A 5,499-nucleotide genomic window follows, 5' to 3' on the forward strand; every position below is an offset into this window, starting at 1 on the left:
GGGCTCCCCGGGCTCGCCCCTGCCGGCAGCCTCGTTCCAGGCAGCAGGCTCGTCCCGGCCAGTGGCATCATGCCAGCCCACCTCGCCAGGCTGCCCCACATCGCCAGGCTGGCCAGCACCGGCGGGATGACTCCGGACGTCATGCGGACGATCAGGCCCGGACAACTCCCGCTCGGGCCACTGCGGGCGAGCGGCCGCGTCCGCCTCGCCTCGGCCGGCATCGGGCCGGGGCGGGTCGGAGCGGCGTGACGCGTCGGTCACCCCCACCTCCGGCGCCGGTCAGGATCGTTTCGGACGGGCCTGCCGTGCTGAGCTTGGCGAGGTGCCGCCGTCGCCGACGGTCCCACCCTGCGACAGGACGGTGCAGAGCACTCATCCAACCAGTACGACCGGATCCTCAGCACACACAGTAGGCCGCGCCCGGGCCATCCACCGCCCGCTCCCCCAGCTGGAGTGTCCCGATCGTCGGAAAGTCACGTGTTACTGACCCTCGACCGGGGATCACTGCGCAAAGACCTGTGCCGGCCAAACGCGGGCGGTCGCCAGTGGACCTGCCGGGTGTCAAGTACGGGGGGACAGGCGCGGGCAGGTCAGGGACAGGCATCGATGGAAGCGAGGTTTGCGAAAAGTGGACGGGCCGAGTCTGCGGATCGAGATCACCGGCGAGGTCTTCTCTCTGCGCACCGAGATCACCACGGTGGGGCGGGGACCAGGCGTGGACGTGCCGCTCGCCGATTCCAGCGTCTCCCGGCTGCATGCTGAGATCGTGCGGCGGGGCCCATATCTCTACGTCTGGGACCAGGGACTGTCCCGTAACGGCACCCGGGTCAACGGTCAGCCCGTCGGCCGGCGGATCCTCAACGACGGCGACGTCATCCGGTTCGGCGCAGCGGGTGTGCGCGTCCAGGACAGGCGTCCGCTGATCGAGTTCACCATCGAGGCGGGCCTCGGGACGGCGGCCCGGGACCGGACTGCCGAACTGCGCGTCCCCGACCCACCCGATCTCACCCGCCGCGAATGGGACGTGCTGCGCGCGCTGTCCCGCCCGGCCGGCGCGCCGGGTGCCTTCGTCATCCCGTCGTCCACCCGCGAGGTGGCCGAGAATCTCGTCGTCACCGAGGGCGCGGTCAAGCAGCACCTGTTGCGGCTCTACCGCAAGTTCGACATCGCGCCGGGACCCAACCGGCGGGGACGGTTGGCAAACGAGGTGATGCGCCTCGGGATCGTGCGTCCGGACGCGGTGGAGTCGGCGCAGTACTCCTGACGTCCGCACTCGCGACGTCCGCGAGCAGCACACATCGACGAACCGGCCGCCTTATCACATGCCAGGGATATACATGCCATCGCCCCATCAGGCCACACCGGGAACACAATGTTTAACACCCCCACCTGTGGGCGTCGCACGCACTTAGGGCAGAATTCCGGCCGCGGTGCCCATGTGGAGGGAGTTCGACGTGGCAGAGGAATCACCTCACAGCAAGAAGCTGCAGGAACTGATGTTCAGGGCCTGGGAGACCTTCGGCGACGCCCGACATCTGGACAGCGACGACAGGGTGTTCGTCCAGGCGTTGGCGCGGCAGACAGCCGACCGAATCTCGGTGCTGTACGGCGCGAGCTGGCGCGACGCCCTGGACTGGGTGGCGCAACGCTATGTGCCCAACGGCGACCAGCCGGGCGGGACGGCGGCGGCGGCAGGCGCGCCGGCGGCCACCACTGCGAACGGCAGCGCGAGCGGTCGGCGGGGCTCGGCTGCCGCGGAGGCAAACGCCGCGTCGTGAAGCGGTGGAACCGGGCGGCGCGATGCGCCGCTGGGCGACGCCACCGACGAGTCAGCCCGGGGCCGATCCGCGCCGGGAGCTGATGCACATCCGCCCGACTCGCCAGGAACGCGGGACCCGGGAGGAACGCGGGACCCAGGAGGTCTCTTACCTCCGCCGGTCGGACCAGACACGCCACCGCCGTCCGACCGGCCGGATGGCCCGCAGCCGCAACCGCTGCCGCGGGCCGATCCCCCGTTCCCGGGCCGGCCGGCCATCGAGCCGGAGCACCCTCGGTCGGCGCCTCCGACACGTTGGGCCCCTCGACGGTTCCGCTGAGCCGGCCCGCCGGCTGCCCGCCGGCTGCCCGTCACTGCGACCGGTGGCCCGGATCAGTGCGCGAAGTGGCGCACCCCGCTGAAGTAGAGCGTCACGCCGGCCTCCTGGGCGGCAGCGATGACAAGTCCGTCTCGCACCGATCCGCCCGGCTCGACCACGGCCCGCACCCCGGCCTCGGCGAGCACCTCGAACCCGTCCGGAAACGGGAAGTAGGCGTCGCTGGCCGCTACCGCGCCTTTGGCCCGGTCCGCCGCCCTGGTCACCGCGAGTCGTGCCGCGTCGACCCGGTTGACCTGTCCCATCCCGACGCCCACGGTGGCGCCGTCACCGGCGAGCAGGATTGCGTTGGACTTGACCGCACGCACCGCACGCCAGGCGAAGCGCAGGTCGGCCAGCAGGGCCTCGTCCGCGGGAGACCCCGCCTCCAACGTCCACCCCGACGGCTCGTCGCCCGGTTCCTCGACCGCGTCCCGCGACTGCAGCAGCAGGCCGCCGCTGACCTGCCGCAGCTCGATCCCGCGCTGATGCGCAGGCGCGGGGCACTCCAACAGCCGGATCGACGGCTTGCGGGCGAGAATCTCCACGGCGCCTGGCTCGTAGGCCGGCGCCACGACGACTTCGGTGAAAATCTCTGCGATCTGCTCCGCGAGCTCCACCGAGACCGGCCGGTTGGTGGCGATCACTCCACCGAACGCGGAGACCGGGTCGCAGGCGTGCGCCTTGCGATGGGCCTCGGCGATCGTCACGCCGATTGCGATGCCACACGGGTTGGCGTGCTTGATCACGGCGACCGCGGGCTCGGCGAAGTCGTACACCGCGCGGCGGGCCGCGTCGGTGTCGGTGTAGTTGTTGTACGACATCTGCTTGCCGTGCAGCTGCCGAGCCGCGGCGAGGCCCGGCTGCCCCTCGACACCTGCCTCGATGTAGAGCGCGGCCCGCTGGTGCGGGTTCTCGCCGTAGCGCAGCACGTCCGAACGGTGCCACTGCGCGGACAGCACGTCGGGCCAGCCGGTCTCCCGGGCAACCTCGTCGGGGGCGACGACCCCGGCGAACCACGAGGAAACGGCGACGTCGTAGGCGGCGGTGTGGGCGAACGCCTTCGCCGCGAGGCGGCGCCGCGCCGGCAGATCGTAGCCCGAACCGCGGACCGCCTCGGCCAGCTCGGCGTACTCGCTCGGAGCGACGACCACCGCGACCGACGCATGGTTCTTCGCCGCCGCGCGGATCATCGCCGGGCCACCGATGTCGATCTGCTCGATCGCCTCGTCCTCGCTCGCGCCGCCGGCCACCGTCGCGGCGAACGGGTAGAGGTTGACCACGACCAGATCGAACGGAGCGATGTCGAGCTCGGCCAGCACGGCCGCGTGCTCGGCGTTACGCAGGTCCGCGAGCAGACCGGCATGGACGTGTGGGTGCAGCGTCTTGACCCGCCCGCCGAGCACCTCGGGGAAGCCGGTGACAGTGCTGACCGGGGTCACCGCCAGACCATGGCTGGCCAGCACGTCCGCGGTCGACCCGGTGGAGACGACTTCGACGCCCGCGGCCAGGAAGGCCGCCGCGAGGATGTCGAGCCCACTTTTGTCATAGACGCTGACGAGCGCCCGGCGCAACGGCCGGCGCCCGGTGGGGACCACCTCGGCAGACTCGGATCCCCGGGCGGCGCCGCCCGCGCCCGCCGTATCTTCGCCTGATGACGTCATGATTCCTCCTGGACGTGAGCCTCTGTCGGTACCTGAACCTCGCACCGGCGCGCGCAGGCCGGGGGCGCGCCGGTGTTCGGCCGGAACCGCCTGAGCGCTCCCCGACCGCACGATCTCGCCGATCGTCGCGACGAACAGTCCTCGCTCGACGCCCTGGATCCGGGCGCGAAGAGTCTGCTCGGTGTCGTCCGGCTCGACCGGCACCGGACGCTGGGCGATGATCGGCCCGGTGTCGACCCCCTCGTCGACCCAGTGCACCGTCACTCCGCTGACCTTCGCCCCGGCGGCGAGCGCGTCGCGGACCGCGGCGGCCCCCGGGAAGGCGGGCAACAGCGAGGGATGGGTGTTGACCGTCCGGAATCGACCGACAACCTGTCGGCCAAGGATCTTCATGTAGCCCGCCAGGAGGAGCAGATCGGGCTCGAAGCCGGCGATCCGCTCGGCGGTCGCCACGTTGAATGCCTCTCGGTCGGGATGATCCGCGAGCCGAACGGTGAACACATCGATGCCGCTGGCCCGGGCTCGTCGCTCCGCCCCGGTGTCGTGACGATCGGTGCCGACTGCCACGACGGTCGCACCGAACTCGGGATCCGCAGTCGCGTCGAGGATCGCCTGCAGGGTGGTTCCCGCGCCCGAGGCGAGTACGACGAGGCGAGCAGACACAACACACTCCGTAACCAGAATTGGACGACCAGACGAACCCGGGCCGGACGCCCCCGAGCGACCAGACCACCGGCGAGCCCGCGGGCGCCAGCATGACGGCCGCCGCCGCACGCTGGCCGCCACCGCGCGACGCTTACGTCCCGACCAGCGAAGGACGACCCATCCGACTGTACTGACTGGACCACTGTCGCCGCGCGGGACAGCCCAACGGGCACCTTGCCGCCCCGCTCACGCCGCCTGGACCCACCCGGTGACGAACTCGGCCAGCCGGGCCTCGATGGCCGTGGCGGACGGGACATCGCCCCCCGCGGTGGAGGTGAGCGGCGCGGCCATGGAGAGCAGCTCGGCCAGCCGGTCGTCGTCGCCACCCGCGCCCGGCGCGCACGAACAGTCCGCGGCGGGCCGGTCGCCCGGCCCGTCCGAACCCGCATCGAGCTCGCCGAAGTCGGGCCCGTCGAGCAGATCGCCGGGCCGGCACAGGTACAGCTCGGCCAGCCGGGACAGCACCGTGGCCGAGGGCGCCCGGCCGCCCTTTCCCGGCCAGCTCTCCCAATATGACCAGGTCTTACCGGTCTTGGCTGGCCCCCGCCCCGGCCATCGCTCGTTCCAGCGGCGCGCCGCCTCCTCCTGCGTCCAGCCATGGGCGAGACGGAACGCCACCAACGCTGCGAGCCGATGCCGAGCCTGGAGCCTTCGGGCGATGCGACGGTAGGACCAGCCGAGTGCCCGCAGGTGCCTGGCCTCGACTCGAATGTGGGCAACCGCGACCGGCACGACGACCTCCGTGAGGATGATCCAATGCCGGCACCCTAACCCACGCCACGGACATTTTCCGGCGGCGATCAGACCGGCCGGAGCCGACCGCTGCGGCTTACTGGGGGCGCCGCGACGGTCGCGCCGAGAGACCGGAGCCGGGCAGCGGCATCCGCCGCCGCCAGAACGACGGTTCCGCGTCCTCGGCCAGGAACGGCCGCTCGGCGCGCCGGGCCGCAAGATCGATACCGCCGAGCAGCAGCAGGCCGACGGCGGCGACCTCGCCC

The 5,499-nt window shown here is 71.8% G+C and carries 5 protein-coding genes; 3 read left to right on the forward strand and 2 right to left on the reverse strand.

Going from position 1 to position 5,499, the window contains the following annotated elements; all coding sequences use genetic code 11:
- The 3 genes from NBZ85_RS26965 to NBZ85_RS26975 form a co-directional block, all read left to right on the forward strand.
- Positions 1-249, forward strand: a 249-nt coding sequence (locus tag NBZ85_RS26965) for a hypothetical protein (protein ID WP_261562846.1), incomplete at its 5' end; no start/stop codon positions are given.
- A 379-nt stretch (positions 250-628) separates the two neighbouring features.
- A complete protein-coding gene (locus NBZ85_RS26970) occupies positions 629-1,264 on the forward strand; it encodes an FHA domain-containing protein (RefSeq protein ID WP_261556700.1) in 636 nt (211 codons plus the stop codon).
- A gap of 190 nt (positions 1,265-1,454) precedes the next feature.
- On the forward strand, positions 1,455-1,778 hold the full coding sequence (locus tag NBZ85_RS26975; protein ID WP_261556699.1) for a hypothetical protein: 324 nt from the start codon (positions 1,455-1,457) through the stop codon (positions 1,776-1,778).
- Positions 1,779-2,149: 371 nt separating this feature from the next.
- Here the strand turns inward: NBZ85_RS26975 and purH are convergent, their stop codons facing one another.
- Together purH and NBZ85_RS26985 are read right to left on the reverse strand one after the other, a co-directional pair.
- A complete protein-coding gene (purH, locus tag NBZ85_RS26980) occupies positions 2,150-4,459 on the reverse strand; it encodes a bifunctional phosphoribosylaminoimidazolecarboxamide formyltransferase/IMP cyclohydrolase (RefSeq protein ID WP_261556698.1) in 2,310 nt (769 codons plus the stop codon).
- A 228-nt stretch (positions 4,460-4,687) separates the two neighbouring features.
- A complete protein-coding gene (locus tag NBZ85_RS26985) occupies positions 4,688-5,233 on the reverse strand; it encodes a helix-turn-helix domain-containing protein (RefSeq protein WP_261556697.1) in 546 nt (181 codons plus the stop codon).
- Between the last annotated feature and the right edge of the window lie 266 nt (positions 5,234-5,499).

Origin of the sequence: Frankia tisae (genome assembly GCF_025403405.1) — a bacterium.
GTDB lineage: Bacteria > Actinomycetota > Actinomycetes > Frankiales > Frankiaceae > Frankia > Frankia tisai.